Here is a 26,555-nt window from a genome sequence, read left to right as displayed (position 1 = left end):
CGCAATGAATGTCGACTCACCCTGTTCCGTTATTTGTAGGCAACATTCCCCTGTTGCAGAACGGCCGTCGGGATGTTGCAAAATTCAACAGGAAGGAGAGCCGCGTGACCGACGACATGGGCTCGACGGTGCCCCGACGGCAGCTCGGCAGAGCGCTACGTGACCTGCGCACGGAGTCGGGGGCGACCCTGGACGCGGTCGCCGAGGCGCTGGAGTGCAGCCGACAGAAGGTGTGGCGGATCGAGAGCGGGCTGGGCTCGGTGCGCGGCGTCGACGTCCGGGCGATGTGCGAGCTGTACGGGGCGACCGGCGAGCTGACCCGGGCACTGACCTCGCTGGCCGGCGAAACCCGGGCCAAGGGCTGGTGGCATGCGTACGGCGACGCCGTCCCCGAATGGTTCGAGCTGTACGTCGGCCTCGAATCCGCCGCGTCGAGACTTCGGTTCTTCAAGAACACTCTCGTGCCGGGCATTCTGCAGAGCCGCGACTACGCCCGAGGCATCTACCGCATCGACCAGCCCGGCATGAGCGAGGACGACCGGGAGCGTGCCGTCGAGCTTCGCCTGCAACGGCAGTCCCTGCTGACCCGCCGCCTGCCCCGAGCACCGCAGGTGCAGGTGGTGCTCTGCGAATCGGTCCTCCTTCGGCCGGTGGGCGACTCGGCAACCATGGCGGGGCAACTGCACCACCTGCTGGCGATGACCCGGCTGCAAAACGTGTCGATTCGCGTGCTGCCCCTCATCGCTGGACCGCACCACGGGACCGTCGCTGGAGAGTTCGTGCTCCTTGACTTTCCGCCTGGAAACCGGACCACGCCCGAGCCACCGGTGGTCTACAGCGAGGCGATCACCGGCGCTCTCTATCTGGACCGCCCCAACGAGTTCGCGGCCTATGAAAAGGTCTGGTCGAGCCTGCTGTCACTCGCCCTTGATGAGGGACAATCGTTCCAACTGATCAACAAGATCATCGGGGAGGTCCACCGTGGTTGACCTAACGGGCGCATCTTGGCGCAAGAGCACCCGCAGCGCGGGTAACGGCGGCGAGTGTGTCGAGGTTGCCGACAACCTGCCCGGCATCGTCGCCGTACGCGACAGCAAGGACCCGCAGGGCCCGGCCCTCACTTTTACCCCAACCGCCTGGGCCAGCTTCGTACAAGCGAGCCGCACCTCACGCTGAGGCTTCGGTGGGTGTCTCGGGCCCGGCCTGGGCACCCACCCAACGCGAGGGCTGCGCCCGACGGCCGGGGTCGGCTAACGTGCGGCAGTGACCATCGGCGATGTCAAGGTGACGATCCGGACGGGCGATCAAGCGCTCGACAACGCTCGGATGAGCATCGAGAAGGCCAGCGCCAGGCTCGCCGATGCGTCGGCACTGGCAATCGCCACCCTGCATGACAGTGAACGCGGCGAGGCGCAGGAGTCCCGCAAAGCTCTCCGCGAGGCTGCGAACGAGGTGGAGTTGGCGCTTCGCCTAATCAGGGCGGCTAAGGATCACGCTGCCGCATACCTCGCCATCATCGGATGAGCGGAAGCCTCGGCGATGTCGTCGCCCAGCTACGAAGCGCCATCGACACCCTGCAAAGCGCCGCCGTTGTCGCGCATCGCGCTCAGTCCGACGCGGAAGAAGCCAACGCGCACTACGCCCAGGCAGCGCGGGGCACCAGGCACCCCGAACTCACCGGCGCCGTGACCGAGAGCAAGACCGCTGGCGAGAAGGCCGGCAAGCTCGCCCGCCTGATCAGTGAGGCGGCCGATCGCATCGGTGACTACTCCAACGTGATCGCTCCCGGCTCTGCCCCGGCTACACAGCCTTCTGACTCGGCCACACCGTCCGGTGAGGATTTGCTCGCCGAGACCGTCGAGCGCGAATCCGCTCGGAAGAACGTCGCCTCCTTCCTGAGTACGATGACCAGGAAGGTCGAGGACGTCCAGGACAACACCCAGAAGTCGGTGGCGGCGGCCAGGGAAGCTTTCACGATTATCCGAGGCCCGCAGGGCCCGTCAGGGGCTCACCAGCCCGGCACCACGACCCCGACGGTCAGCCCTCCGGTCGGGCAACGTCTCCTCAACGAAGCACCTGATGCGGCGGGGCACCTCGTCGTGGTTGGGCTGGTGGCGAGCATCGCCGTCCACCGCTCTGTTCAGTCGATCCGCAAGGGAATAGCGAGGTTACGAGATCGTGAGCGTACGGACCGAGTTCGGCGACCTGATCCGCGCGATGGCACGGCGTGACTGGGGAACGGTGGACCAACTCCTGGACGGGTTGGAGACCTCCGGCTGGCACGGCGGAAACCAGGTGATCGGTGCCGCGTTCGCCATCGCGGTCAACGACCGCTTGGCCGCCGGGCACTCCCCCACCGACGTCGCCCGCTTCGTCGCCGAGACGCGCACCCAGTTTCCAGGCGCGGAGTCACTGCCCGCCCTGGAGATGGAAGGCCTGGTCCGCGCGGCCCTCGGTGAGGTTGGACTGATCGACAATCTCAGCCCTGAGATTGCCCTCCAGATGCAGATCGTGTTCCTCGGCAAGCTGTTACAGGATCGCGATCTCACCGAGACGCAGCTTGAAGAGTTCATCGCCGACGTAGAGCGTACGGCCGCTGACTACCTGTAGCCGGCAGGGCTGCGTACCGCCATCATCTCCGATAGTGTCCGCTCGACCACGCAAACGTGAACTCGTTGGCGCGATCGACAGACGGAGGGCGGCATGGCCAGCATCGAGGAAGTCAAGGCCGCGCTGATGCAGGCCGCCGAGCAGGGCAACGCCACGATCAGCCAGATCCGGGCCGCCGCCGACAACACCGAACAGATGCTGACCCGGCTACGCGCCATCTCCGCGGGCACCGGGCACCCGACGATCGCCGAGGCCATCGCCCGCGGTGAGCAGAGCAAGCAGCGCCTGGCCGAGGCCATGGCCCTCGTGCAGGGCAGCTCGGAGGCGGCACGCCGCTACATCAGCGTCCTCGGCTGAGCCCCGACCACCACGATGAGCGTTGGTGAGGTCAAGGCGTCTCTTCGCAACGCCATCGAGGCGGTTCACCAGGGACGGCGGGTGTTCGACCAGGCCGCCTCTGACGCGGAGGCAGCGACCCACACGGCGAACGCACTCCTGCACGGCAGCCAGCACGCGGATGTGACAGCAGCCCGCCAGGCCCTCGCCGCCGCCAGAGCAGAGGTCGAACCGACCCGCCGCCGGTTCGACAGCACCTCCGAACACGCAGCGGACTACCTGACCCGGCTCGGATGACCGGCAGCATCGCCGAGTTGGTCGCGCAACTCCTCGCCGTACGCGGAAAGCTCGACACGGCCGCTGTCACGGCTGCGCGCCCGGACGGCCGCCAGGGAGTCCCTGACAATTTTGTGCGATGTCGGAACCCGGCCCTTTGATCACCTGATCCGCCTGCAAACTCGCTCGCAGTCAGCTAGCGGACACAACCGCAGACAGAGACCAAACTGCCGACGCCGACGTCTCCGACCGGCGAGCGGATTCGGCCGGGTGGATCGCCCGGCATCCCTTTGGGTAACTCTTTCCGTGCGCACGCTCTAACGGTCGCGCCGCTTTCCGACCCAGTTCGCGAGTAACTTCTCGTACCACCGCCTGCACGAGGAGTGACTTGCATGTCTGAGGAGACCTGGCTTGCTGCCCGACTGATCCCCACATCCGGCATCAATGGATCGGACGAACAAGAACGTCGGGCTACCTCCGCCCTACTGGCGGTAATGAGCGCGGTGCGGGAGTTCGGGCGGGCCCTGACCCAGTCCCTCGGCGCACCGGCCGGATCGGTGCAGACTTTCATCGAGGTTCCGTTCAAGCTCGGCAACCAGCAGCTCTTTCCAGACGGCCTGATCCGCGTCACGCGAGGGCAGCGGCAGTGGACCGCTCTGGTAGAGGTGAAGACTGGCAGCAACGCGTTGAAGACCGAGCAGTTGGAGGCGTACCTGGACATCGCCCGGGAGCAGGGCTTCGACGCCCTCATCACGATCTCCAACGAGATCGCCCCCGTCCCGGGTCAGCATCCGACCGCGATCGATCGCCGGAAACTGCGCAAGGTGGCCCTGTACCACCTGCCCTGGACGGAGATCCTGACCCAGGCGGTGATTCAGAAGGAATACCGCGGCATCGCCGATCCGGACCAGGCATGGATCCTGGGCGAGCTGATCAGGTATCTCGAGCATCCTCGCTCAGGTGCACTGGAGTTCAGCGACATGGGGCCGGCGTGGGTGCAGGTGCGCGAGGGAGTGTCAGCAGGAACGCTACGTGCAGCTGACAGCGGCGCGGCGGAGGTGGCCGGCCGCTTCGACGCCCTGATCCGCTACGCATGTCTGCGTCTCGGCAGGCAGCTGGGTACCGATGTCACCCCCGCGCTGAGCCGCCGCGATCTCACCGATCCAGCCGCCCGTACCCAGTCGCTGGTCACCCAACTCTCCACCACGGGGACTCTGACCGGCAGCATCAGGATTCCCGGCGCAGTCGCCCCTCTCCACGTCACCGCCGATCTGCGGGCCGGGCAAATCGTCTGCCACATCGATGTCGAGGCCCCTCGCACCGGCAGACCGACCACCAGGGTCAACTGGCTGATTCGCCAGCTGAAAGACGCGCCGGACACCGTCCGGATCGAAGCGTTCGCCATGCACGCACGAGGCGGTGGAGCAACCGATCTGCTACGCCAGGTCCGAGCCGAGCCCACCACGTTGATCAGCGATCCCGCACGTGAACTGCGAGCATTCCGGGTCGCGCAGAGCACGGCGGCCGGAACCAAGCGCGGCAGCGGACGGGGCGCGTTCATCGATTCCGTATTGCACGCGATCGACGACTTCTACGAGCAAATCATCCAGAACCTGAAACCGTGGATGCCCACGCCGCCGCGCCTGCGTACGCCCGAAGACGTCGCGCCCGTGCAGCCGGTCGCGGCCAGCCTCGTCTCCACTGCCATCTCGTCCCAGGACAGCCCGGAGTTCGATACGTCGACGGGGAGGGACAGCAGCTCCGCAGTTGGCAGCCAGTTGGAGGAGTGATCCGAACCCGGTGCGCCCTGCACGTGATGCCTCACAGTCATCAAGATGACTGTGAGGCATCACGCTCACCGCAGTCTCCGCCCGGTGCCCGCCTGGCCGGTGACGAGGTTGATGGCCACGCCGATCGGGATCGATGCGGCCAGGCCCGCGACCGGTCGGCCGGCACTGCTCAGTCGGCGGGTACGACCGTCGGGTGGCCCACCGCGGGGAGCGCGACCGCGCGGGCGTACCGGATGGCGGTGGGGGTGTCCGGGAAGACCAGTTCCTCGCGGCGCAGGTCGTCGGCCACGCCGAGGGTGGTGAGCACCTGGTCGTGGGCGGGGGTGATGCCGGAGAGCAGAACGGTGATCCCGCGTCCGCGTAGCCGTCGGATCGCGTCGCCGAGGACGTGCGCGCCGGTGGCGTCCATGGTGGTCACGCGGGACATCCGCAGGATGACCACGCGAACGTCGGCGACCTCGGAGAGCTCGAGCAGGAAGGTGTGCGCCGCGGCGAAGAAGAGCGGCCCGTCCAGCCGGTACGCGACGATGTGTTCGGTGAGCAGCGCGTACTCCTCGGCGCTGTGTTCACCGGGGTCGAGGGGCACCTGTTCCAGTCGGGCGCTGCGGGCCACCGCGCGCAGGGCGAGCACCACGGCCACGCCGACGCCGACCGCCACGGCGGTGACGAGGTCCCAGATCACCGTGACGGCGAAGGTGAGTACCAGCACGACCGCGTCGCCCCGGGTGGAGCGGGCCAGCGCCCACAACGCACCGGCCTCCACCATGCGGACCGTGGTGGCCAGCAGTACGCCGGCCAGGGCGGCGAGCGGGATCCGGCCGACCAACGGGGCTGCGGCCAGCACGATGGCGGCGAGGGCGACGGCGTGGGTGAGGGCCGCCAGCTTCGAGGCCGCTCCGGCGCGGACGTTCACCGCGGTGCGGGCGATGGCGGCGGTCGCCGGAATGCCACCGAAGAGCGGGACGGCGAGGTTGGCGAGCCCCTGACCGAAGAGTTCCCGATCCGGGTCGTGCCGCTCGCCGACGGTCATGCCGTCGGCGACGGTGGCGGACAGCAGACTCTCCAGGGCTGCGAGCGCGGCGACCGCGAGCGCGCTGGGCAGCAGCACTCCGAGCGCGCCGAGGTCGAGGAAGCTGAGCGACGGAACGGGTAGGCCCTGCGGCAACGCGCCGATCCGGACCAGCTCGACCGGGACCAGCTCGGCGAGGACAGTGGCGGCACCCACGCCGAGCAGCGAGAACGGCAGGCCGGGCCGCCACCGGGCGCCCAACAGCATCAGCGCCGCGACGGCGACGGCCACCGCCAGCGCGGCCGGTTTCGGGTGTACGACGAAGCGGGCGACCGCGTCGGCGGCGACGGCCCAGACCTTCTCCCCGTGCGCGTCGGTGACGCCGAGCGCGGCGGGTACCTGTTGCAGGGCGATGACCACGGCGATGCCGGCGGTGAAACCCTCCAGCACCGGGGTGGGCAGGTAGCGGACGTACCGGCCCAGGCGGGCCACGGCGAGCGCGATCAGCACCAGGCCAGCCATCGCGCCGACCATGAGCACGCCGGTGGCTCCGAACTGCTGCACCACCGGCACCAGCACCACGGTCATCGCCCCGGTCGGCCCCGAGACCTGAAGGTTGGAGCCGCCGAATACGGCGGCGACCGCGCCGGCGATCACCGCGGTGATCAGCCCGGCCTGGGCGCCCAACCCGGAGGTGACGCCGAACGCCAGGGCCAGTGGGAGCGCCACCACCGCCACGGTGAGCCCGGCCAGCAGGTCGCGGCGCGGTGAGCGGTGGACGGCCACCCAGTCGGCCCGGCCGGGCAGCAGCCCGAGGATCCGCTCGCTGGCCGCCCGCATGGCGGCGCTCACCGGTCGCCGCTCGTGGCGCGCAACTCGTCGAGGAGGGCGCCCCGGTCGGTCAGGACAGCGCCGAGGATCCGTCGACCGGCGGCCAGCAGGTCGGCCACATCGGGGGTGCTGAGCGCGTACATGACGAGGGGGCCGTCGCGGTGTGAGGTGACCATTCCGGCGCGGCGCAGCACGGCGAGCTGCTGGGAAAGGTTCGACGCTTCGACGTCGATCGTGGCGAGCAGGTCGCGGACTGGCTTCGGACCGTCCTGGAGCAGCTCCAGCACCCGGATGCGCACCGGATGCCCGAGGGTGCGGAAAAGCTCGGCCTTGGCCTGGTACAGCGGCACCGACATGAACACCCTTCCGGTCGACACGAAGACTTTAGCACTTGAAGAAGTCTTCAACCGGGTCGCCCGGGTGGAGCGCCGTGTGCGTGATCATGGGAGTTCAGCCCAGGTCGTTGACGCAGCGCAGCACCGGGCGGGCGACGAGGGCCGCAGCATCCAGCGGCCCGGTCGCGCTCACCGTGAAGGTCGTCGACTCGCCTGGCAGCAGGGTGAGCAGGGCCTTGTCGACGGACGCGGACGCGTCCAGTCGGTCCGGGAAGAGGATCAGGTCGCGCAGCACCGTGCGGGCGGTGACCCGGACCCGCTGCCCGCCGTCGACCGGCTCGACAGTCGCGTCCCAGGCCGCCGCCGGCCAGTAGACGTCCCGGTCCTCGGCGAAGAACCACAGCGCCCGATCGGCGCCCGCCTCGGCCACGAGCAGCTCGCGCCGGGCCTCGTCCGGCCGGGCCAGGTCCGCCGGCAGAGCCAGCGTCACCACGGAGTACGCGGGCACCTCCAGCTCCATCGTCGTCTTCGCGCGGGGCTCACCGGCGAGGGTCAGTCGGGTGACCGTGGCAGGCGCGGTCCACACCTCGCCGGTCTCGTTGACCGCGACGAGGGCCAGGCCGCCGTCGCGGGGCTGCACGGTGAGGAGCCGATCGGCGTACGCGTGGCGCAGCGCGTACCACAGGGGTTTGCGACGGCCGTCGCCGTCGACGGCGGACCAGGAGGTGACCGGCCAGCAGTCGTTGAGCTGCCAGACGATGGTGCCCGCGCAGATGCCCCGGTGGGAGCGGAAGTGCTCCACCCCGAGTTGGATGGCTCGGGCCTGGTTGAGCTGCGTCAGGTAGTGCCAGTCGTCGAAGTCGGCCGGTGCGGGCAGGTGGGCGTCCAGGCCCCGCTGCAACTTCACGTCACCGTTGGCGGCCTTCTGGTGGTGCGCCATGCCGGGTGAGTCGTGCGCGAGGGGTTCGTCGCTGAGCGCCCGGCGCAGGGTCGCGTACGCGGGTGGGGCCTGGTAGCCGAACTCGGCGACGAAGCGCGGCACGTACTCGCGGTATTTGGTGTAGTCGTCGGTGTTCCACACGCCCCAGATGTGGGTGGTGCCGTGCGCTGGGTCGTTGGGGTGGATCGCCTCGGTGCCCGACCAGGGGCTGCCCGGCCAGTACGGGCGGGTCGGGTCCAGCTCGGCGACGATCCGGGGCAGCACGTCGAGGTAGTAGCCGCGCCCCCAGGTACGCCCGGCCAGCGCCGGCTGCCAGTCCCAGTCGTGCCAGCCCCAGATGTTCTCGTTGTTGCCGGTCCAGAGCACCAGCGACGGGTGCGGCGTCAGGCGGGTCACCTGCTCGACGGCCTCGGCGGCCACCTCGCTGGCGAACGGCTCCTCCTCCGGGTACGCGGCGCAGGCGAAGAGGAAGTCCTGCTGGACGAGCAGGCCACGCTCGTCGGCGAGGTCGTAGAAGTCCGCCGACTCGTACCGGCCGCCGCCCCAGACGCGCAGCAGGTTGACGTTGGCCTCGACGGCCTGGTCGAACCGCTCGGCCAGCCGCTCCCGGGTGATCCGGGTGGGGAACGTGTCGTCCGGGATCCAGTTGACCCCGCGGACGAAGACCGGGACGTCGTTGACCGACAGGGCGAACGGGGTGCCGTGCTCGTCGGGCGTGGTGTCCAGCCGCACCGAGCGGAAGCCGATCCGGTGCGACCAGGTGTCAAGTGTTTCGCCGGACGGGGCGTGCAGGGTTACCTCGATCGGGTGGCGCGCCTGTGCGCCGTACCCCCGGGGCCACCAGAGCGCGGGCTCGCGGACGGTGAGGGTCAGCACGGCCGTGCGTTGCCCGGCCGGAATGTTCACGTCGGCGCGGGTGCCGGCGACGGTGGCCCGGACGGTCAGCGGGACGTCCGCGACCCGCTCGACCTCGACGTGCAGTTCGACGCGGCCGTCCCGGCCGTCCATGGTGACAAGTGGACGGACGGTGGCCAGTCGCGCGGTGGACCAGGCGTGCAGGCTGATGTCCTGCCAGATGCCGGCGGTGACCAGGGTCGGCCCCCAGTCCCAGCCGAAGTTGCAGGCCATCTTGCGGATGAACTGGAACGGCTCCGGGTAGGCGTTGGGCCGGTCGCCGAGCCGCTCCCGCTGTGCCTCGGCGTAGCGGTACGCGGAGTCGAACGTGACGACCAGGTCGTTGTCGTCGTCGCCCAGCAGCGACCCGACGTCGAACCGGTAGCCACGGTGCATGTTCTCGGTGCGGCCGAGGGCGACACCGTTGACGGTGAGCGTGGCGACGGTGTCCAGGCCGGCGCAGACCAGGTCGACCCGGTCGTGGTCGCCGGCCGGGCGCCGGAAGCTCGTCCGGTAGTGCCAGTCGGTACGCCCGATCCAGGCCAGGGCCAGCTCGTTGTCGTCCCGGTAGGGGTCGTCGATCAGCCCGGCGTCGAGCAGGTCGGTGTGCACGCAACCGGGCACGGTCGCCGGCACGGCCCGCCCGGCGATGTCGGCGGGTACCTGCGTTCCCCGTGCCGCCCGCAGGGTCCAACCGTCGTAGAGTGCCTCTCGGCTCACGGCTTCACCGCACCTTCTGCATCGAAAGACGTGGACTGAACCGGATAAGCTGAGCCACCGTATGGTGCACGATCCGGACTGTCAACGGCCCGAGCCCGAAGGAGCCCGCCGGTGAAGCGGCCGACCATCGCCGATGTCGCCCGGCAAGCCGGGGTGTCCAAGGGTGCCGTCTCGTACGCGCTGAACGGGCAGCCCGGGGTCTCCGACGCCACCCGGCAGCGCATCCTGGCCATCGCCACGGAGATCGGGTTCAGCCCGAGCAGCGCCGCCCGCGCCCTCTCCGCCGCCACCGCCGGTGCGATCGGCCTGGCGCTGTGCCGACCAGCCCGGATCCTCGGCGTCGAGCCGTTCTTCATGGCGCTGATCAGTGGCGTCGAGGCCGAACTCTCCGCCCGCTCGTACGCGCTGACCCTCCAGGTGGTGGCCGACCAGGACGCCGAGATCGCGGTCTACCGACGCTGGTGGGGCGAGCGGCGGGTGGACGGGGTGCTCGTCTGCGACCTGCGCACCGACGACCGCCGCATCCCCGCACTCGAACAGCTCCAACTGCCCGCGGTGGTGATCGGCGGCCCCGGTGGCACCGGCGAGTTGGCCAGCCTCTGGTCCGACGACGCGGCGGCGTTGACCGAGACGGTGGAATACCTGGTCGCGCTCGGGCACCGGCGCATCGCCCGGGTCGCCGGCCTGCCCGACCTGCGGCACACCGAGATCCGCACCGACGCGTTCACGGCGGTCTGCCAGCGGCTCGGCCTGGTCGACGCGGTGACCGTCTGGTCCGACTACAGCGGTGAGGAGGGCGGGCGGGCCACCCGCCGGCTGCTCAGCTCGGCCCAGCGGCCCACCGCGGTCATCTACGACAACGACGTGATGGCCATCGCCGGGCTCTCCGTCGCGCAGGAGATGGGGCTCAGCGTTCCCGCCGATCTGTCCATCGTGGCCTGGGACGACTCGCCGTTGTGCCGGCTGGTGCACCCACCGCTGACCGCGCTGGGCCGGGACATTCCGGCGTACGGCGCGCACGCCGCCCGGCAACTGCTCGCCGTCGTCGCCGGCCAGCCGGCCAGCCGGGTGCAGGACGAGACAGCCCGCCTCACACCGCGCGGGAGCACCGCAGGACCACGCGCGAGATGAACCGGTTCAGCGGGACGCGGAGGGAAACTCCTCGAAGTACGCCTCCACCCGCTCGGCCGTCGCCGGCCGGGCCAACGCGAAGCCCTGCCCGTACCGGCAACCGCCCCGGCGCGCACCCTCGACCTGGGTCGACGACTCCAGCTCCTCGGCGACGATCTCCACGCCCAGCCGCTCGCCGACGGTGACCACCACGTCGATCAGCGGCGGCTGCCCATCGGGCCGCGCGCCCACCAACTCCGGGCCCACCTTGAGCAGGTCGATCGGCAGGCGGCGAAGCTGCGCCAGCGAGGCGTGCTCGGCCCGGAAGTCGTCCAACGCGGTGCGGACGCCCAGCGACCGCAACCCGGCCAGCCGGGCCACCACGGTCGGCAGGTCGCCGGCCACCCGCGGCTCGCTCACCTCCACCACCAGCCGCTCCGGCGGCACCCCGTACGCGGCCAACACGGCGGCGGTCCGCTGCACGAAGTCGGGCGTCGTCAACTCCCGGGTCGTGACGTTGACCGCCATCCACAGCTCCCGGACGCCCACCGACCAGTCGGACAACTGCCGGCAGGCCCGATCCAACACCCACCACTCCAACTCACCGACCAGGTCCAGATCCTCGGCGACCGGCAGCAACTCGGCCGGAAGCACGGTGCCGAGCACCGGGCTCCGCCAGCGCAGCAGCGCCTCCGCACCCACCGGCTGCCCGTCGGCCAGGTCGACCACCGGCTGGTAGACGAGATCCAACTCGCCACGGGCCACCGCACCGGGCAGCTCGCGTTCCAGATCGAGCCGGCGCACCAGCTGCTCCTCCAGGAACGCGTCATACCACTCGACCCGGTCCCGGCCCAGCTGCACAGCCCGTCGGCGGGCCAACTCGGCCTGGCGGAGCACGTCCGCCGGGCGGTCACCGCTCACCTCGGCCAGCCCGATGCTGGTCTGCACCCGCACCACCGAACCGGCCACCTCGAAGGGTGGGGCGAGCGCGGCCAGCAGCCGGGTGCCCAGCGCGTACGCCAGCATCGGGCCGGCGGGGGTGACCACGGCGAAGCCGGCAGCCGTACAGCCGGTGACCAGGTCGTCGGGAGCGATGACGGCGCGGACCCGGTGCACCGCCTCGGCCAGCACGTCCTCCCGAGCGGTCGGACCGGCCCCGTCGGTGCCGTGCAGGTCCACCAACAGCAGGGCGCCGGACGGCGCCGGCACGTCACCGATCGCGGCGAGGGCGTCCAGCAGGGCCGCCCGGTCGCCCGGTGGACCGCCTCCCGCCGGAAGCGGTCGCCGGGTCAGCGCCGACCAGCCGGCGCCGTCCTCCGGCGACCAGGCCGAGCCGGGAGCGCTCGCGGTGGCCCGGCCGCCGCCCACGGCATCGGCGCGGTCGGGCCGGTGCTGCGCGGTCGGGAGGTCACCCAGCCACTGTGGCTGGGCCGCGTGGCGGTGCCGCACCGGGCTGCCGGCGGGCCGGCGATGTGCGGCGCGTCGTGGCGAGGTGGGTGCGTCGCCCGCACGCAGCAGCTCGCGCAGCACCAGCGGTGGCACCGCCGCCAGGGCCAGCAACACGCTCGTCCGGTCCGGCGCGTGGCCGGAGCCCAGGTGCAGGCCCGTCGCCAGCAGCAGCACCGCGGCGGGGAGCACCGACCGGGGCCAGGCCGAGGCGATCGGCTCCGGCGGCTCGCTGTCGCCGGTGTCCGCCGCGTCGGCCGCACCGACCGCGACGAGCAGCATTCCGAACACCAGCGGGGGTACGGCAAGCAGGGCCACCCGCCCGGTCGGCGCGGACGGCAGCGTGGCCAGCAGCACCAACCCGCCCAGGGTGAGCAGGACTCCACCCCGGCAGACCGCCGTCGCGGCGCGTCGGCGCGGCCCGGCGAACGCGTTGAGCGCGGCCATGCCCAGCGCACCGAGCGCCAACGCGGCCACCAGCCGGGCCGGAATCGGCAGGCCGTCGTGGGGCAACAGGAGCCAGCCGGCGAGGGCCAACCCGACGGCCGGGCCGGTCGACTCGACAAGCCACCGCAGCCGGAGCCCGCTGGTCGGCCGCGTCCGGCCGGGGAGCTGGCCCAGCCCGGCCACGGCCAGGGCCGCCACGACCAGTGCCCCGACCAGCACGGCACCTGTGTGCCCGCCACCGGCCAGGGGCAGCGCGACGGCGGTGAGACCGGCCGTCACCACCGCCGCGTCGAGCAGCGCGCCTGCCGCACGTGGTGACGGGTCGACGTGGCGCCGGGTGGCCAGCCGGGAGAGCCGCACCCCGGCGAGGGTGGCACCGGCGCCGGCCGCCAACGCGATCACCACCGGAGTCGGGACCAGGTCGAGAGCACCGGCGGCGAGAAGCAGCGCCACCGCCGTGGACGTGGCGGTTTCCGGTGCCGATCGGCGGAGGACGAGGACGCGGAACGGGTACGCGAGGAGCACGGCGGTCGCCTTCGTGAGGGGGCACGGGGCGGTACGACGGTGCGGGAGCAACGGCTGGTCCGCTGCCCAACAAATGAGAACGATCGGTGGCCGAATTGGTTACGTGTCGGTCACCCAGAGGTGACAACGACCTGTGTCACTCTACGACGTACCGCACCCTTGACACCGCCCGCCGCCAGTCGGATCGGCCGGGAATGGGATCATCGGAGGGTGAGTAAGCCCGACACGGTCCGCTTCCGGTACAACCAAGCCATCCTGGTCGCCGCGGTCATCGCCTTCATCGGTGCGCTGCCGCTGGCCGACGCCCGGGCCTACCTGCTGCCGGTGCTGCTGGTGCCACTCGCCGTCGGGGTGTGGGCCTGGCGGGCCGGCACCGATGCCGACGCACGTGAGCTGCGCGTACGGGCGTTGGTCGGGCAACGCCGCATCGGCTGGGACCGCGTCCTCGAGTTGACCACCGACCACCGCGGCCGAGCGGTCGCCCGGCTCGACGACGGCCAGCAGATCGCCCTGCCGGCCGTCCGCAGCGTGGACCTGCCCCGGCTGGTCTCGGCCACCGGCCAGACGCTGCCGCACGCCGGCTGAGGCGCCCCGGGGCTGGGTGTCAGTAGCCGTCGACGACCGCGTTGATCAGCGGCTGCCCGGCGGCGAACCGGCGTACCTGATCACCGACCAGCGCGTACGCCCGCGGCAGCAGGCCCCGCACCGACCCGGCCACGTGCGGGGTGAGTAGCACGTTCGGCATCGCCCAGAGCGGCGAGTCAGCGGGCAGCGGCTCCGGGTCGGTGACGTCCAGCGCGGCCGAGATCCGACCGGTGCCCAGCTCGGCGACGAGTGCCTCGGTGTGTGCCACCGGCCCACGGGCGGCGTTGACCAGCAGCGCCCCGTCCGGCATCGCGGCCAGGAAGTCCTTGTCGACCAGGCCACGCGTCTGGTCGGTGAGCGGCACCAGCACCACCACCACGTCCGCCTCGGGCAGCAGCCGGGGCAGCTCCTCGACGGCGTGCACCCCCTGCTCCGGGCGGGCCGTCCTGGCGACCAGGGTGAAGCTCACCCCGAAGGGGGCGAGCCGGTCGCGCACCGCGGTGCCGATCGAACCGGCCCCGATGATGAGCACCCGCTTGCCGGACAGCTCGTCGGTCGGGGTGTTCCCCGCGTACGCCCAGCGCCGCTCGGTCTGGGCACGGACGAACGCCGGGAACGCCCGCAACTGGGCGAGGATCGCGGTGACCACCCACTCGGCGGTGGACGGGTCGTGCACGCCCCGCGCGTCGCAGAGGGTGACGCCCGGCGGTGTACGGCCGGCCCAGGCATCCGCCCCGGCGGAGAGCAACTGCACCACGGCCAGGTCGGGCAGCTCACGCAGCAGCGCCGTCGCGTCGCCGCCGGTCAGGAACGGTGGCACCCAGACGCGGACGTCGGCCACCGACGAGGGCAGTCGGTCGACGTGCTCCAGGACCTCCACCGTCACGTCCGGGGGCAGCTCGCCCATCAGGTTGAGGCCGGCCTGGTTCGGGATCCATACCTTCACGTCAGCCGACGATAGTCCCCGTCGCCGCGGCGGGGGTGGGCGCGGGCGCGAACCGGCGTCGCGGGGGATGGCGCGCGGGGCCGGGGCGGGCGAGACTCAGCACACCGATGTTCGACCCGGGCCTGGACGAGGTATAACGAAGGGTCGGTGGGCCGGTCGGCCTCCGTCCCAGCAGACAGGTGCTCGATGACCGACGGCTCCTCCGCCACCCCCGGGCGTTCGATCGTCGCACCGGCGGCGCTCGGCGACCCGGCGCGGCTGCGCGCACTCGCCGACACCGGGCTCGACGCCACCCCGGACGAGGCGTTCGACAGGTTCGCCCGGCTGGTCAGCGACCTGCTGGACGTGCCGGTCGCGCTGGTTTCCCTGGTCTCCGCCGACCGGCAGTTCTTTCCGGGCGCGTTCGGGTTGCCGGAGCCCTGGTCGGAGCGCCGGCAGACCCCGTTGAGTCACTCCTTCTGCCAGCACGTGGTGGACGTGGGGGTGCCGATGGTGCTGCCGGACGCCCGGCTCTCCCCCCGCGTTCGGGACAATCTGGCCATCGACGACCTCGGCGTGGTCGCGTACGCCGGGATGCCGCTGACCGACCTCTCCGGTCGGGTGCTCGGTTCGCTCTGCGCCATCGACAGCAAACCCCGCGCGTGGACCGCCGCGCAGCTGCGGACACTCGCCGACCTGGCCGCCGCCTGCTCGTCGGAGCTGCGCCTGCGTATCGCACTGGACGGCGCACAGGAGGCGCGGCGGCGGGTCGTGCAGGCGAACGAGCGGCTGGAGCTGCTGGCCGGGGTGAGCGAGACACTCGCCGGCACGCTGGACGTGGGCACCGCGCTGCGCCGGCTCGCCGCCGCCATGGTGCCGCTGCTCGCCGACTGGTGCCTGCTCACCCTGATCGGCCCGACCGGGCTGCCCCGCGAGGTGGTCTCGGTGCACCGCGATCCGGCCCGGGCGGCCGACATCGACCGCTTCGGTGAGTTGCTGCGCACCGGGCTGGGCCCAGACTCGATCATCCGGACGGTGCTGCGCACCGGCCAGCCCCGGCTCGGCGGCGTCGCGTCCCTGGCCGACGTGGCGAGGGGCACCACCGACCCGGAGATGGCGTCGATCGCCGCCCGCCTGGGCATCGCGTCCTACCTGAGTGTGCCGGTGCGGGGCGTCGGCGGCACCGTGCTGGGCGCGATCACCCTGGTCAACGACCCCAACCGGCAGCAGTTCGACGACCGCGACCTGCTCACCGCGGTCGAGATCGGCCGCCGGGCCGGCCAGGCCGTCGGCAACAGCTCGATGTACGGCGAGCAGCGACACGTCGCCGAGGTCCTGCAACACAGCATGCTGCCGCGGCTGCCGGTGGTGACGGAGTTGGAGCTGGCGGCCCGCTACCAGCCGGCGGCCGACCGGGTGGAGGTGGGCGGTGACTGGTACGACGCCTTCATCCAGCCCGACGGCGACCTGATCGCGGCGATCGGGGACGTGGCCGGGCACGACATCGAGGCGGCGGCGACCATGGGCCAGTTGCGCAATCTGGTGCGCGGCAACGCCTTCGGCCGGCCGGACACGGTCGGGTCGCTGATGAGCAACCTGGACGGCGCGATCCGCGGCCTCCGGCTGCCGATCGCCGCCACCGCGACGCTTGTCCGGATCTGTCCGCAGCAGGCCGGGGCCCACGAGGTGACCTGGTCCAACGCCGGGCACCCCCCGGCCCTGGTGGTCCGGGTCGGTGGGGCGGTCGAGGCCCTGGAGGCGACACCGGAGCCACTGCTCGGCCTGGCCCGGCCGTCCCCGCGGACCAGCAAGTCGACGAGCCTGGCCACCGGCGACACCCTGCTGCTGTACACCGACGGGCTGATCGAGCGGCGGGACCGATCCATCGACGAGGGGTTGGCCGAGCTGGTGGTCCGGCTGACCGACACCGACACGCTGCCCCTCGACAAGCTGTGCGACCTGCTGCTCGCCTCGATCCGCCACCGTGAGGACGACACCGCGCTGCTCGCCGTACGGGCACGGTGAGTGGTGCACCGTCCCGGGTCGCCGGCACCCGTCGGATCCGACGGGCCCGACCGGGCCGTCCGGCCGGCTACCCTGGGCCGGGTGAGAGCCCGTCCCTCGTACCCTCGCGTCCGTAGCCTCCGGGTGGCCCTCGCCGCATCCTGCGCGGCCCTGTTGTTCACGACGGGTTGCAGCTTCGGCGAGCCGGAGCCCGACCCGGCCGGCGAACCGCCCAACCTGCCCACCCCGTCCGCCTCGGCGAGCCCCGGCGGTGCCGGCCAGCAGGCGGTGGCGACGGTCCTCGCGAAGGGTCTGCGGGTGCCGTGGGCCATCGCCTTCCTGCCGGACGGCGCGGCGCTTGTCACCGAACGGGACAACGGCCGGATCCTCCAGGTCGGCCCCGAGTCCGGGCCGGACGGGCTGCGGGTCCGCCCGGTGCAGACGATCGCCGACGTGGCGGCGGCCGGCGAGGGCGGCCTGCTCGGCATCGCCGTCTCCCCCGACTACGCGCGAGACCGGACGGTCTTCGTCTACTACACGGCCGAGCAGGACAATCGGGTGGCCCGGCTGCAACTCGGTGGGCAGCCCACCCCGATCCTCACCGGCATTCCCAAGGCCAACGTGCACAACGGCGGCGGGTTGGGCTTCGGCCCGGACGGGCAGCTCTACGTCAGCACGGGTGACGCCGGTCAGCGTCCCCTCTCCCAGAACGTGAAGAGCCTCGGCGGCAAGATCCTCCGGATCACCCGGGACGGCAAGCCCGCCCCGGGCAACCCGTACCCCGGTTCTCCGGTCTGGTCCCAGGGTCACCGCAACGTCCAGGGCTTCGCCTGGGACGCCGCCAAGCGGATGTACGCCGTCGAGTTCGGCCAGAACACCTGGGACGAGATCAACCAGATCACCAAGGGCGGCAACTACGGTTGGCCGGAGGTCGAGGGGCGGGCCGGCGACCGGCGGTTCACCGACCCGATCACGCAGTGGGCGACCTCGGACGCGTCCTGCTCGGGCCTGGCCGCCACGGACCGGCTGCTGGTCACCGGTTGCCTGCGTGGCAAGCGCCTCTGGGTGATGGAGTTGACCGACACCGGCACGCTGCTCGGTCAGCCCAGCGAGCTGCTCACCAACCGGTACGGTCGACTGCGCGCGGTGGCTGCGGCACCGGACGGCTCACTCTGGGTGAGCACCTCCAACCATGACGGACGCGGCGACCCCGCCGGCGACGACGACCGCCTCCTGCGGGTGGTCTTCGCCGGTGGGGACGGCGGCCGCAGCTGACATTCGTCACCATCCGTTCAGGTTTGCCAAGATCTTCCAACGGGCAGGTCAGAATTTCACCATGGACGGGCAGCGCGACGAGCAGCACGACGACGCCGGTGACCGGGACGTCCCGGTGACCGACGGTGATCCGCCACGCCCCACGCGCTCGCTTGTCGGCCCCGGCGGCCCGCTGCGCCGCATCGGGCTGGTGGTCGCCGTCCTCGCCGTGGCCCTCGCCGGGGCGGTGCTCGGGGTGCTGGCCGGCGGTCAGGTGGACACCGACATCGGGCCGTTCCGGGCCAACCTCAGCATCTCCCCCGCCCGCGACGGCGGCACCACCGTCGACATCCCGCCGCTCGGCGCGCTGCTGCTCGACAGCCACGACGGGCCGACCCACCTCACCGTGCGGCTGGGCGCACTCGACCAGGGACGCACCGAGGCGCTGATCGACGACCCGGCCAGCATCAGCCGGGCCAGCCAGAGCGCCGTGGAGGACGTCCGCTCCGGTGTGATGCGGCTCGGCCTGCGGGCCCTCGGCGCGTCGGTGCTGGTCACCCTGGTGCTGGCCGGGCTGATCTTCCGCAACGCCCGACGGACCGCCTGGGCGGGCGGGCTCGCGCTGCTGGTCACCGCCGGGAGCCTCGGCACGGCGGCGGCCACCGTACGTCCCCAGGCGATCGAGGAGCCACGCTACGAGGGTCTGCTGGTCAACGCACCAGCCATCGTCGGCGACGCCCGCCGGATCGCCAACGACTACACGAAGTACGCCGAGCAGTTGCAACGCCTGGTCGGCAACGTCAGCCAGCTCTACACCACCGTCTCGGCGCTTCCGCTGCTGGAGCCGACCCCGGGCACCACGCGGGTGCTGCACGTCTCCGACATGCACCTCAACCCGACCGGCTGGCAACTGATCCGGACGGTGGTGGAGCAGTTCGGCATCGACGCGGTGATCGACACTGGCGACATCACCGACTGGGGCAGCGAGCCGGAGGCGTCCTTCGTCGGCTCGATCGGCCTGCTCAAGAAGCCGTACGTCTTCATCCGGGGCAACCACGACTCCGGCAAGACCGCCGCCGCCGTCGCCCGCCAACCCAACGCGATAGTCCTGAACAACTCGACGACGACAGTCGCCGGGCTGACCATCGCGGGCATCGGCGACCCCCGCTTCACTCCGGACAAGAACACCTCACCCGCCGGCAGCGGCCTCACCCAACAGGTCGCCGACCAGGTGATCGGCGTCGGCGACCAGCTCGCGACCACGGTGCGTCAGTCACCCCGGCCGGTCAACATCGCGCTGGTGCACGACCCGGCGTCGGCCGGGCCGCTCGCCGGCACCTGCCCGCTGGTGCTGGCCGGGCACACCCACTCCCAGCAGGTCTCCAAGCTGCCGCAGGCCCCCGGGCAGCAGCCCACCACGTTGATGGTGGAGGGGTCCACCGGCGGCGCCGGGCTGCGCGGTCTGGAGGGTGAGAAGCCGACCCCGCTGTCGATGAGCGTGCTCTACTTCGACCAGCAGAAGATGCTCCAGGCGTACGACACCATCACCGTGGGCGGCACCGGGCAGGCCCAGGTCAACCTGGAACGGCACCTGGTGGAGAACCCGACCGGGGCGTCCCCCTCGCCCACGTCGCCCACGTCGTCCACCTCGCCCACCTCGCCCGCCTCGCCCGCCGCCAGCCCGACGGGCTGACGCGGCGTCGAAGGGCGACCACCGCCCCTCAAGCGCGACTGGGAGTAAACAAAGGCGAACCCCCGCCACCCCCGCTTCCCCCTTTGCTCTGCTGCCCAATCTGCACCAGTCACTGTCCGTGCGTCACCCACGGCATGACGCCGACAGAGCAACGAACAGTTCTCGCTGTTCAGAACGGGTGGCGCATCGGCGAGTGCAGAGCAAAGGAAGGAAACGGCCTGGTGTTGGTGACAGGAGCGATCACAGCAAGTTGCGAACGGCTTCTTTCCGATGCGACTCACTCAGTGTGATACCGCTCCCCGTCGCGGTCAGCGCAGGGCGATGGCGGCCAGGGCGGCGTTGACGATGCTGCCGGGCAGCAGGTCGTGCAACTCGTACAGCTCGGCGACGGTGCCGGACTGGCCGAACTCGTCCACACCGAGCGGCACCGCCGGCGCGCCGACCGCCGACCCGAGCCAGGCCATCGCGTGCGACGCGGCGTCGTGCACGGTCACCACCGGCACCCGGTCGGCGAACGCGGACCGCAGCGCGCCCGGCACACTGGGCACGGTGGCCGTCCGTACGCCCTGGCGCAGGGTGCGCTGCCAGGCCCGGTAGAGCCGGTCGAGGCTCGTCACGTCGACCACGTGGGCGGCGATGCCCTCGTCGGCCAGCTCCGCGGCGGCGGCCAGCACCTCGGGCAGCACCGCGCCGGAGGCGGCGAGTTGCACCACCGGGGCGTCGGCCAGGTGCGGATACGCCTGGTGGGCATCGATCAGCCGGTACGCCCCGGCGACCACCTGCCGACGCAGCACCGCGTCGCCGAGCCGCGCCCGGGCCGCCTCGAACGGCGCCTGGTCCAGCGGGCGGGTGCTCAGTCGGAAGTAGTACGCGCCGTCCTCGGCGGGCGCGGCGGTCGCCGCCGGGGCCGACCCACCGGCGATCTGCCCGAGCGCGTCGCAGAGCAGCCAGTCCAGGCTGGCGCCGTACGCCGGCTCGACGAACGTCACCCCGGGCAGCTCCAGGCCGACCGACGCGGTGATGGTGGACTGGTGGGCGCCACCCTCCGGGGCCAGGGTGATACCGGACGGGGTGCCGGCCACCACGAACCGGGAGCCGGAGTACGTGCCGTACAGAAACGCGTCGAGGCCGCGCAGCACGAACGGGTCGTAGACCGTGCCCACCGGCAGCAGCGGCTGCCCGGACAGGTCCCAGGAGAGGCCGAGCTGACCCAGCAACAGGAACAGGTTCATCTCCGAGATGCCCAGCTCGATGTGCTGCCCAGCGGGGCTTTCCGTCCAGCGCAGCATCCGGTCCTCGGTCCAGGAGCGCTGCTCGGTGGGGGCGAACACCCCGGTCTTGTTGATGAACCCGGCCAGGTTGGTGGAGGTGGCCACGTCCGGGGCGGTGGTGACCAGGTAGCGGCCCACCTCCCGGTCCCGCGCCAGGTCCACCAGCACCCGACCGAAGACCTCCTGGGTGGAGATCGGCTTGGTTGCGCGTACTCCCGTGCTTTCCGGGACGGTGACCCCCAACGCGCGCTGGCGGGGCGCGCGGGACAGCGCCTCCCGGCGGGCGCCGGCCCGGATGCCGGCGGGCGACGCCGGGTCCAGGCGGTCCCACTCGGTCTCCGGGGTCAACCCCTGCGCGGCGCGCAGCGTGTCAACCTGCTCCGAACTGAGCAGCGCGGAATGGTTGCGCGGGTTGCCGGCGATGGGCAGACCCCAACCCTTCACGGTGTACGCGAAGACGACGCTGGGCCGGTCGGTGACCGCGTCGCACTGGGCGTACGCGTCGAGCATCGCGGACAGGTCGTGCCCGCCCAGGTCGGTGACGAGCGGGCCCAGCTCCTCGTCGCTGAGGTGGGCGATCAGCTCGTCGATGCCGGCCGGCGCGCCGTCGAGGAACTGCTTGCGCAGCAGCGGGCCGGTCAACCCGAACAGCGACTGGTACTGCTCGTTGGGCATCGCGTCGATCCAGTCGCGCAGTGCCTCGCCACCCGGCCGGGCGTACGCCGCGGCGAGCCGACGGCCGTACTTGACCTCCACGACGTGCCAACCGGCCGCCTCGAACTGACCCCGCCACTGGTTGATCCGGATGCCGGGGACCACCCGGTCCAACGACTGCCGGTTGAAGTCGACAAGCCACATGACGTTGCCCAGGCCGGTGGTCGCCGGGTCGGCCACCGCCTCCCAGATGTTGCCCTCGTCCAGCTCGGCGTCCCCGATCAGCGCCACGAACCGGGAGTGCGGGCGAGCCCCGAAGTGCGCGTCGACGTACCGCCGGGTGGCCGCGGCGAAGAGCGGCGCCGCCGCGCCCAGCCCGACCGAGCCAGTGGAGAAGTCCACCTCGTCCGGGTCCTTGGTGCGCGACGGGTACGACTGGAGGCCGCCCCGGGCGCGCAGCCGGGGCAGGTAGGAGCGGTCCAGGTTGCCGAGCAGGTACTGGATGGCGTGGAACACCGGGGACGCGTGCGGCTTCACCGCGACCCGGTCCTCGGCGTCCAGGTGCGCGAACCAGAGCGCGGTCATCGCCGTGACCAGGGAGGCACTGGACGCCTGGTGGCCGCCGACCTTCACACCGTCGCCGGTGGCCCGGTCGTGGTTGGCGGCGTCCACGATCCGGGTGGCGAGCCAGAGCACCCGCCGCTGGATCTCGTCGAGGACATCGAGGTCGTGCTGGGTCACGGTGGCTCCATTCGGGCGTCGCCGTTGACGCCCTCGCGAGGGGTGCGGGGTGGGTGTGCCGGTCAGCCCTGGACGCCGAGGCGCTCCAGGATCAGCTCACGCAGGGTCTTCGCGTCGGCCTGACCACGGGTGGTCTTCATGACCGCGCCGACGAGCGCGCCGACCGCCGCGACCTTGCCACTGCGGATCTTGTCGGCGATGCCGGGGTTCGCGGCGATCGCCTCGTCCACGGCGGCGGTGAGCGCGCCGGTGTCCGACACGACCTCCAGGCCCCGGCTGGTCATGATCTCGGAGGGCGAGCCCTCACCGTCGACCACGCCCTCCAACACCGTGCGGGCCATCTTGTCGTTAAGCTTGCCGGCGTCGACAAGCCCCTGCAGCTCGGCGACCTGGGCGGGGGTGGCACCGATCTCGGCCAGCTCCACACCGCTCTCGTTGGCCCGGCGGGACAGCTCGCCCAGCCACCACTTGCGGGCCGCAGCCGGGGTGGTGCCCGCCGCCACGGTGGCCTCGATCAGCTCGACCGCGCCGGCGTTCAGCACCGACTGCATGTCCAGGTCGGACAGGCCCCACTGCTCCTGGAGCCGACGCCGGTGCACCCGGGGCAGCTCCGGCAGCGCGGCCTTCAGCTCGGCGACCCAGGCCGGGTCCGGGGCGATCGGCACCAGATCCGGCTCGGGGAAGTACCGGTAGTCGGTGGCCGTCTCCTTCGAGCGACCCGGGGTGGTGTCACCGGTGTCCTCGTGGAAGTGGCGCGTCTCCTGGGTGATCCGGCCCCCGGCGTCGAGCACCGACGCCTGGCGCAGCATCTCCGAGCGGACCGCCCGCTCCACCGACCGCAGCGAGTTGACGTTCTTGGTCTCGGTGCGGGTGCCCCACTCCGCACCCGGCAGGTTGAGGGAGGTGTTCACGTCGCAGCGCAGCGAACCCTCCTCCATCCGCACGTCGGAGACGCCGAGGGTGCGGATCACGTCGCGCAGCTCGGCGACGTACGCCTTGGCCACGTCCGGGGCGAGCGCACCGGTGCCCGTGATCGGCTTGGTGACGATCTCGACGAGCGGGATGCCGGCCCGGTTGTAGTCGACGAGCGACTCGGTCGCGCCGTGGATGCGGCCGGTGGCACCACCGACGTGCAGCGTCTTGCCGGTGTCCTCCTCGAGGTGCACCCGCTCGATCTCGATCCGCACCGTCTCGCCGCCCACCTCGACATCCAGGTAACCGTCGACGCAGATCGGCTCGTCGTACTGGCTGATCTGGAAGTTCTTCGGCATGTCCGGGTAGAAGTAGTTCTTCCGGGCGAACCGGCACCACTGCGCGATCGAGCAGTTCAGCGCCAGGCCGATCCGGATGATCGCCTCGATGGCCGCCTTGTTGGCCACCGGCAGCGAACCGGGCAGACCCAGGCACACCGGGCAGACCCGGGTGTTCGGCTCGCCACCGAAGTCGGTCGGGCAACCGCAGAACATCTTGGTGTTCGTGCCCAGCTCGACGTGGGTCTCCAGGCCGATCACCGGTTCGAAGCGCGCAACGACCTCGTCGTACGCGGGCAGTGTCGTGGTCATGAGACGCTCCAGGCGCGATCCGGACAGAACCCGTCCAGCCTAATGGGGTTGTCCGATCAATCCTCGGCCGGGTTTCGTCAGGCGTGCGTGGCGGCGCCGACGGCAGGGTATGGAGCGACAATGACGAATACGGGGAACGACCGATCCGTCAACCCGGCCGGGCCCCGGGCGTCGGTACAACACCAAGCGGGTCCTGCTGGCTGCGCCGCCGACGAGCAGGTGACGCAGAGGCCGGACCGCAGCACCTACGCCGTCGCCGCGCTCGTCGTGGTCGGCGCGGCCGCGCTGGGCACCGCCGCCTTCGTCAGCCGAGGCAGCGTGAAGTCCGACCAACTGCTCGGGTCGTTCGGGCTGATGCTCATCCCGCCGCTGGTCGGCGCGGTCGTCGCCCTCGTCTTCGGCCGCCGGCTGCTCAGCCGGACGCCCCGGCCGGCCGGTGCCGATCCGACGACGCGGCGGCGGATCGCCCAGGTGTTACGCGACGGGTCCACCGACGACCCCCAGCTGGACGCGCTGGCTCGCGGGGAGGCGCGAACCCGGGTCAGTCAACGCTGGCTGCTGTTGCTGTTCGCGGTGGTCGTCCTCACCCAACTGCCGTCCCTGGTGAACGCGGTCAACCCGTTCACCCGCGTGCTGGCCGTACTGCTGATCCTGCTCATGGTGGGTGCCGCCTGGTTCCGGTGGCGTGGTCTGCGGGAGGCCCGCCACTACCTCGCCGAGCCACCGAACCAGCCCTGATCGACACCACACCCGCCCGAACGCGCGATCGGCGCCGAGGAACACGTCCCCCGGCGCCGATGCGGTGAAACCCCTAGAGCGTCGGCGGGGTGAACGTGCCGATCGCGGACTCCAACGCGGCGGCGACCCGGTACATCCGGTCGTCGGCCAGCGTCGGGGCCATCACCTGCAGGCCGACGGGCAGCCCGTCGGACAGGCCACAGGGCACCGAGATGCCCGGCCCGCCGTACAGGTTCGTCGGAATGGTGAACAGGTCGGCCAGGTACATCTGGTACGGGTCGGCGGTGCGGGCACCGATCGGGAAGGCCGTGAACGGGGTGGTCGGCGAGATCAGCGCGTCGACCCGCTCGAACGCGGCGGTGAAGTCCCGGGTGATGAGCGTCCGGACCTTCTGCGCCTGCCCGTAGTACGCGTCGTAGTAGCCCGACGACAGCGCGTACGTGCCAATCATGATGCGGCGCTTGACCTCCGGGCCGAAGCCGGCCTCCCGGGTCAACGACATGACCTCCTCCAGCGACCGGTTGCCGTCGTCGCCGACCCGCAGGCCGAACCGGACGCCGTCGAACCGGGCCAGGTTGGAGGAGCACTCGCTCGGGGCGATCAGGTAGTACGCCGGCAGCGCGTACGCGAACGTCGGGCAGGAGACCTCGACGACCTCGGCGCCCATCTTGGTCAGCGCGTCCACCGACTCGCGGAACGCGGCCATCACGCCCGGCTCGGCGCCCTCGCCGACGAACTCGCTCACGATGCCGAGCCGTACGCCGGTCAGGTCACCTGTCGCGCCGAGCTTCGCCGCCGCCACCACGTCCGGCACCGGCTGCGGGATCGAGGTGGAGTCCCGCGGGTCGTGCCCACCGATCACCTGGTGCAGCAGGGCCGCGTCGAGCACCGTACGGGCACACGGGCCGGGAGTGTCCAGCGACGAGGAGAAGGCGACAAGCCCGTACCGGGAGGTGCCGCCGTAGGTGGGCTTCGCGCCCACGGTGCCGGTGACCGCACCGGGCTGGCGGATCGAGCCGCCGGTGTCCGAGCCGATCGCCAGCGGCGCCTCGTACGCGGCCAGCGCCGCAGCGCTGCCACCACCCGAGCCACCCGGGATCCGGCTGAGGTCCCACGGGTTGTGCGTCGGGCCGTACGCCGAGTATTCGGTGGAGGAGCCCATCGCGAACTCGTCCATGTTGGTCTTGCCGAGCATCACCGTGCCGGCCTCGCGCAACCGCTGCACGATCGTCGCGTCGTACGGCGGGCGCCAGCCCTCCAGGATCTTCGACCCCACGGTGGTCGGCACGCCCCGGGTGGCGAGCACGTCCTTCACCGCGACCGGCACACCCGCGAGCGGGCCCAACTCCTCACCGGCGGCCCGGCGCTCGTCCACCGCGCGGGCCGCGGCGAGCGCGCCGTCGCTGTCGACGTGCAGGAAGGCGTGCACCCGGTCGTCGACCGCGGCGATCCGGTCCAGGTGCGCCTGGGTCACCTCGACGGCGGAGGCCTCGCCGCCGGCGACCAGCGCGGCGATCTCCGTCGCGGTCATCTTGATCAAATCGGTCATGAAGCCACGTCCTCGGTCAGGATCCGCGGAACGCGGAACCGCTGGTCCTCGGCGTCGGGCGCGCCGGACAGCGCCTCCTGCGGGGTCAGGCACGGCGTGACCACGTCCTCGCGGAAGATGTTGGTCAACGGCACCGAGTGCGAGGTCGGTGGAATGTCCGCGGCGGCGACCTCGCCGACCTGGGCGACCGCCTGGAGGATCACGTCGAGCTGGCCGGCGAACGTGTCCAGCTCCTCCTCGGTGACGGCGAGCCGCGACAGGCGCGCCAGGTGCGCGACCTCCTCGCGGGAGATGGCGGCCATCCGTGCCC

The 26,555-nt window shown here is 71.6% G+C and carries 23 protein-coding genes; 14 read left to right on the top strand and 9 right to left on the bottom strand.

Annotated elements, in window-relative coordinates:
* Positions 1 to 53 precede the first annotated feature (53 nt).
* From AB0B57_RS19920 to AB0B57_RS19885, 8 genes are all read left to right on the top strand, one after another.
* Positions 54 to 989, top strand: a complete 936-nt coding sequence (locus tag AB0B57_RS19920) for a helix-turn-helix transcriptional regulator (protein WP_357071493.1) — start codon at positions 54 to 56, stop codon at positions 987 to 989.
* Positions 982 to 1,176, top strand: a complete 195-nt coding sequence (locus AB0B57_RS19915; protein ID WP_357071490.1) for a DUF397 domain-containing protein — start codon at positions 982 to 984, stop codon at positions 1,174 to 1,176. Before AB0B57_RS19920 ends, AB0B57_RS19915 begins: the two co-directional genes overlap by 8 nt.
* Positions 1,177 to 1,263: 87 nt before the next feature.
* The gene (locus tag AB0B57_RS19910) at positions 1,264 to 1,524 is read left to right on the top strand and encodes a hypothetical protein (protein ID WP_357071487.1); all 261 of its coding nucleotides are present in this window, start codon (positions 1,264 to 1,266) and stop codon (positions 1,522 to 1,524) included.
* Positions 1,521 to 2,231 (top strand): hypothetical protein, encoded by a 711-nt coding sequence (locus AB0B57_RS19905; protein WP_357071484.1) that lies wholly within the window; start codon positions 1,521 to 1,523, stop codon positions 2,229 to 2,231. Before AB0B57_RS19910 ends, AB0B57_RS19905 begins: the two co-directional genes overlap by 4 nt.
* Positions 2,179 to 2,610 (top strand): hypothetical protein, encoded by a 432-nt coding sequence (locus AB0B57_RS19900; RefSeq protein ID WP_357071481.1) that lies wholly within the window; start codon positions 2,179 to 2,181, stop codon positions 2,608 to 2,610. The genes AB0B57_RS19905 and AB0B57_RS19900 overlap by 53 nt, the downstream gene beginning before the upstream one ends.
* Before the next feature lie 93 nt (positions 2,611 to 2,703).
* Positions 2,704 to 2,967, top strand: coding sequence for a hypothetical protein (locus AB0B57_RS19895; RefSeq protein WP_357071478.1), 264 nt, complete (start codon positions 2,704 to 2,706; stop codon positions 2,965 to 2,967).
* A 15-nt stretch (positions 2,968 to 2,982) separates the two neighbouring features.
* On the top strand, positions 2,983 to 3,243 hold the full coding sequence (locus AB0B57_RS19890; RefSeq protein WP_357071475.1) for a hypothetical protein: 261 nt from the start codon (positions 2,983 to 2,985) through the stop codon (positions 3,241 to 3,243).
* Positions 3,244 to 3,614: 371 nt separating this feature from the next.
* Positions 3,615 to 5,012, top strand: a complete 1,398-nt coding sequence (locus AB0B57_RS19885; protein WP_357071472.1) for a stress response protein — start codon at positions 3,615 to 3,617, stop codon at positions 5,010 to 5,012.
* 169 nt (positions 5,013 to 5,181) lie between these two features.
* Here the strand turns inward: AB0B57_RS19885 and AB0B57_RS19880 are convergent, their stop codons facing one another.
* The 3 genes from AB0B57_RS19880 to AB0B57_RS19870 form a co-directional block, all read right to left on the bottom strand.
* Positions 5,182 to 6,861, bottom strand: coding sequence for a SulP family inorganic anion transporter (locus tag AB0B57_RS19880; RefSeq protein ID WP_357071603.1), 1,680 nt, complete (start codon positions 6,859 to 6,861; stop codon positions 5,182 to 5,184).
* An 8-nt stretch (positions 6,862 to 6,869) separates the two neighbouring features.
* Positions 6,870 to 7,208 (bottom strand): metalloregulator ArsR/SmtB family transcription factor, encoded by a 339-nt coding sequence (locus tag AB0B57_RS19875; RefSeq protein ID WP_357071469.1) that lies wholly within the window; start codon positions 7,206 to 7,208, stop codon positions 6,870 to 6,872.
* A 94-nt stretch (positions 7,209 to 7,302) separates the two neighbouring features.
* Positions 7,303 to 9,741, bottom strand: coding sequence for a glycoside hydrolase family 2 protein (locus AB0B57_RS19870; protein WP_357071466.1), 2,439 nt, complete (start codon positions 9,739 to 9,741; stop codon positions 7,303 to 7,305).
* A gap of 111 nt (positions 9,742 to 9,852) precedes the next feature.
* On the opposite strand from AB0B57_RS19870, the gene AB0B57_RS19865 reads away from it, so the two are divergent.
* Positions 9,853 to 10,872, top strand: a complete 1,020-nt coding sequence (locus AB0B57_RS19865; RefSeq protein ID WP_357071463.1) for a LacI family DNA-binding transcriptional regulator — start codon at positions 9,853 to 9,855, stop codon at positions 10,870 to 10,872.
* Between the two features lie 6 nt (positions 10,873 to 10,878).
* On the opposite strand, the gene AB0B57_RS19860 is transcribed toward AB0B57_RS19865, so the two are convergent.
* Positions 10,879 to 13,269, bottom strand: coding sequence for a GGDEF domain-containing phosphodiesterase (locus AB0B57_RS19860; protein WP_357071459.1), 2,391 nt, complete (start codon positions 13,267 to 13,269; stop codon positions 10,879 to 10,881).
* A gap of 210 nt (positions 13,270 to 13,479) precedes the next feature.
* On the opposite strand from AB0B57_RS19860, the gene AB0B57_RS19855 reads away from it, so the two are divergent.
* Positions 13,480 to 13,854, top strand: coding sequence for a PH domain-containing protein (locus AB0B57_RS19855; protein ID WP_357071456.1), 375 nt, complete (start codon positions 13,480 to 13,482; stop codon positions 13,852 to 13,854).
* Between the two features lie 19 nt (positions 13,855 to 13,873).
* Here AB0B57_RS19855 and AB0B57_RS19850 read toward each other — a convergent pair whose 3' ends face one another.
* The gene (locus tag AB0B57_RS19850) at positions 13,874 to 14,800 is read right to left on the bottom strand and encodes a 2-hydroxyacid dehydrogenase (RefSeq protein WP_357071453.1); all 927 of its coding nucleotides are present in this window, start codon (positions 14,798 to 14,800) and stop codon (positions 13,874 to 13,876) included.
* Between the two features lie 186 nt (positions 14,801 to 14,986).
* Between AB0B57_RS19850 and AB0B57_RS19845 the strand changes: the two genes are divergently transcribed.
* From AB0B57_RS19845 to AB0B57_RS19835, 3 genes are all read left to right on the top strand, one after another.
* On the top strand, positions 14,987 to 16,804 hold the full coding sequence (locus AB0B57_RS19845) for a SpoIIE family protein phosphatase (protein WP_357071450.1): 1,818 nt from the start codon (positions 14,987 to 14,989) through the stop codon (positions 16,802 to 16,804).
* 81 nt (positions 16,805 to 16,885) lie between these two features.
* On the top strand, positions 16,886 to 18,058 hold the full coding sequence (locus tag AB0B57_RS19840) for a PQQ-dependent sugar dehydrogenase (protein ID WP_357071447.1): 1,173 nt from the start codon (positions 16,886 to 16,888) through the stop codon (positions 18,056 to 18,058).
* Positions 18,059 to 18,119: 61 nt separating this feature from the next.
* On the top strand, positions 18,120 to 19,730 hold the full coding sequence (locus AB0B57_RS19835; RefSeq protein WP_357071444.1) for a metallophosphoesterase: 1,611 nt from the start codon (positions 18,120 to 18,122) through the stop codon (positions 19,728 to 19,730).
* Between the two features lie 308 nt (positions 19,731 to 20,038).
* Here the strand turns inward: AB0B57_RS19835 and AB0B57_RS19830 are convergent, their stop codons facing one another.
* Entirely contained in the window at positions 20,039 to 22,396 is a 2,358-nt protein-coding gene (locus AB0B57_RS19830; protein WP_357071441.1) for a pyruvate dehydrogenase, read from the bottom strand.
* 62 nt (positions 22,397 to 22,458) lie between these two features.
* Positions 22,459 to 23,958: an Asp-tRNA(Asn)/Glu-tRNA(Gln) amidotransferase subunit GatB gene (gene gatB / locus AB0B57_RS19825; protein WP_357071438.1), complete on the bottom strand. Its 1,500-nt coding sequence runs from the start codon at positions 23,956 to 23,958 to the stop codon at positions 22,459 to 22,461.
* A gap of 120 nt (positions 23,959 to 24,078) precedes the next feature.
* Here gatB and AB0B57_RS19820 point away from each other — a divergent pair, with 120 nt between their 5' ends.
* Entirely contained in the window at positions 24,079 to 24,696 is a 618-nt protein-coding gene (locus AB0B57_RS19820; RefSeq protein ID WP_357071435.1) for a hypothetical protein, read from the top strand.
* 73 nt (positions 24,697 to 24,769) lie between these two features.
* Here AB0B57_RS19820 and gatA read toward each other — a convergent pair whose 3' ends face one another.
* Together gatA and gatC are read right to left on the bottom strand one after the other, a co-directional pair.
* Positions 24,770 to 26,245, bottom strand: coding sequence for an Asp-tRNA(Asn)/Glu-tRNA(Gln) amidotransferase subunit GatA (gene gatA / locus AB0B57_RS19815; protein WP_357071432.1), 1,476 nt, complete (start codon positions 26,243 to 26,245; stop codon positions 24,770 to 24,772).
* A complete protein-coding gene (gatC, locus tag AB0B57_RS19810) occupies positions 26,242 to 26,547 on the bottom strand; it encodes an Asp-tRNA(Asn)/Glu-tRNA(Gln) amidotransferase subunit GatC (RefSeq protein ID WP_007456314.1) in 306 nt (101 codons plus the stop codon). The genes gatA and gatC overlap by 4 nt, the downstream gene beginning before the upstream one ends.
* Between the last annotated feature and the right edge of the window lie 8 nt (positions 26,548 to 26,555).

The sequence above is a fragment of the Micromonospora sp. NPDC049101 genome, from assembly GCF_040648675.1.
Classification (GTDB): Bacteria; Actinomycetota; Actinomycetes; order Mycobacteriales; family Micromonosporaceae; genus Micromonospora.
The sequence above is the reverse complement of the archived record's forward strand: the minus strand, read 5'-3'. Positions and strand labels throughout refer to the sequence as shown.

Coding starts and splice junctions, on each gene's coding strand:
- AB0B57_RS19880 (WP_357071603.1), bottom strand. CDS start 6,861: ATGCGGGCGGCCAGCGAGCGGATCCTCGGGCTGCTGCCCGGCCGGGCC.
- AB0B57_RS19895 (WP_357071478.1), top strand. CDS start 2,704: ATGGCCAGCATCGAGGAAGTCAAGGCCGCGCTGATGCAGGCCGCCGAG.
- AB0B57_RS19845 (WP_357071450.1), top strand. CDS start 14,987: ATGACCGACGGCTCCTCCGCCACCCCCGGGCGTTCGATCGTCGCACCG.
- gatC (WP_007456314.1), bottom strand. CDS start 26,547: ATGGCCGCCATCTCCCGCGAGGAGGTCGCGCACCTGGCGCGCCTGTCG.
- gatB (WP_357071438.1), bottom strand. CDS start 23,958: ATGACCACGACACTGCCCGCGTACGACGAGGTCGTTGCGCGCTTCGAA.
- gatA (WP_357071432.1), bottom strand. CDS start 26,245: ATGACCGATTTGATCAAGATGACCGCGACGGAGATCGCCGCGCTGGTC.
- AB0B57_RS19820 (WP_357071435.1), top strand. CDS start 24,079: ATGACGAATACGGGGAACGACCGATCCGTCAACCCGGCCGGGCCCCGG.
- AB0B57_RS19875 (WP_357071469.1), bottom strand. CDS start 7,208: ATGTCGGTGCCGCTGTACCAGGCCAAGGCCGAGCTTTTCCGCACCCTC.
- AB0B57_RS19835 (WP_357071444.1), top strand. CDS start 18,120: ATGGACGGGCAGCGCGACGAGCAGCACGACGACGCCGGTGACCGGGAC.
- AB0B57_RS19905 (WP_357071484.1), top strand. CDS start 1,521: ATGAGCGGAAGCCTCGGCGATGTCGTCGCCCAGCTACGAAGCGCCATC.
- AB0B57_RS19885 (WP_357071472.1), top strand. CDS start 3,615: ATGTCTGAGGAGACCTGGCTTGCTGCCCGACTGATCCCCACATCCGGC.
- AB0B57_RS19890 (WP_357071475.1), top strand. CDS start 2,983: ATGAGCGTTGGTGAGGTCAAGGCGTCTCTTCGCAACGCCATCGAGGCG.